At 62.1% G+C, this 1,808-nt stretch carries 2 protein-coding genes; both read right to left on the bottom strand.

Features of this window, described 5'->3' with window-relative positions; genetic code table 11:
* The coding region (locus tag EN964_RS33375; protein WP_245490721.1) for an alanine racemase at window positions 1-723 on the bottom strand (723 nt) is incomplete at its 3' end.
* A 134-nt stretch (window positions 724-857) separates the two neighbouring features.
* Window positions 858-1,808: GMC oxidoreductase (locus tag EN964_RS33380; RefSeq protein WP_164776297.1), on the bottom strand; the 951-nt coding region annotated here is incomplete at its 5' end.

Here is a 1,808-nt window from a genome sequence, read left to right on the forward strand (position 1 = left end):
GTCGGCATCCATGAACACATAGGAGCCGGCCTGGAGCTCGTTGTAGACGCCGCTGGCTGCTTCGTGGGTGAAGGTTCCCGTGCCTGCGCCGCCGACGATCGCGCAGTCCAGCTTCTGCTTCCTGATTGCGGCGATCGTATCCGCCGTTCGCGTCGCGGCCTGGCCGATAGCGTCGCGTCGCTCCTGTTCGGCGCGCAGGTGCTGGGCGCGCCCGTGATAGGATTGCAGGCCACCGAACACCAGGTGGCGGCTTCTCGCTATGCGGACCGCCAGTGCCGCTGCGGGGGCGCCAGGTTCCACGCCGCAGCGACCGCCACTGACGTCGATCTCGACCAGCACTGTCAACCGCGTGGCAAAGGATTCGGCCACTGCCTCGATCTGGTCGACCACGGCCGCGCTATCGGCACAGAGCGAGATTTTCGACATTCTGGACAGCGCGGCCAGTCGCGCCAGCTTGCGGGAGGAAACGACCTCGTTCGAAACGAGAATGTCGCCTATACCTCCCCAGGCGAGAACCTCGGCCTCCGCTGTCTTTTGCACGCATTGGCCGATCGTCCCTCTGGCAATCTGCCAGTGAGCAATGACCGGGGACTTGTGGGTTTTCGCGTGAGCGCGCAACCGCACACCTGCTTTACGGCAGAATGCGGCCATACGGTCGAGATTTCCTTCCATTGCATCGAGATCGATGATGAGGGCAGGGGTATCGATATCCGCTTCGCTCATTCCGGGCTCGGCAGGCGGGCGCTGGACCATTTTGTCTTTCTCCGATCGCGATGATGCCAATCAGGACCACGCAGGCGAGGGATCGTCCTTGCCTGATATGCGAGACGATCGACGGACAACCCGCATCATCCGCGTCAGGCGGCTATCGACGATCGCGTCTGCTGCGAGAGGGTTTCGAAATTGTCGCGAATATAGGCCGCGGCACGCAAGGCGAGCGCCGAGATGGTGGCCGTCGGATTGACGACGCCGCCGGTGGTGAGCACGCTTCCATCGACAATGAAGAGGTTTGGCACCTCCCAGGTCTGGTTCCATTGGTTGACGACGGATGTCGATGGGTCGCTGCCCATCCGGCAGGTGCCGATCATGTGCCAGGCTGGTGTGCGATAAACGCCCTCCTTGTCGCGATAATCATGCAGCCGATATTCGAAAGCACCGCAGGCCTTTGCGAGCTCTTCGAGGCGATCCAGCATGTAGTTCATCATACGCTTGTCGTTCTCGCCGGGCGCGTAGCGGGTCTTTGCCGCAGGCACGCCATCGGAATCCTTCAGCACAGGATCCAGCGTCACGCGGTTTTCCGGATTGGGCAGATCGTCGCCAATGGCGAAAACGCCGATGGAATGGCCGAAGTGGCGCTCGAACCAAGGGTGATGGTCGCGGCCCCATGGCGCGTGGGCCGGCGTGAACCAGCCTGCCGCAAGCTCTCCGGCCGACGGCGTGGAGGTGATGCAATTGAAGTTGAAACCGTTGACGAAACCGCGCGACACGTCCGTCTCGGCAAACTGCCGCGACAGCAGGGATGCGACGTAACCGATATGACCGTCGACAGGCTCGTCGACCCACATTTCGCAGGCAACCAGCGTGTGGTGCAGAAGATAACGTCCGACCTGATCATTGGCGTTGGCAAGATTGTCGGATGCAAGAAGGAGCCGTGGCGTTCCGATGCCGTTCGCGGCCACGATAACCAGTTTTGCGCCCTGGAAATGTTGCTTCCCGGTCTTGCGGTCGACATAAAGAGCGCCGCTCGCGCGGCCGTCCGGGTCCTTCTCGATCTTGAGCACGCGGGCGTTGATGCGCAGTTCGCAGCC

It is taken from the genome of Mesorhizobium sp. M7A.F.Ca.CA.001.10.2.1 (genome assembly GCF_003998575.1).
Taxonomy (GTDB): Bacteria; Pseudomonadota; Alphaproteobacteria; order Rhizobiales; family Rhizobiaceae; genus Mesorhizobium.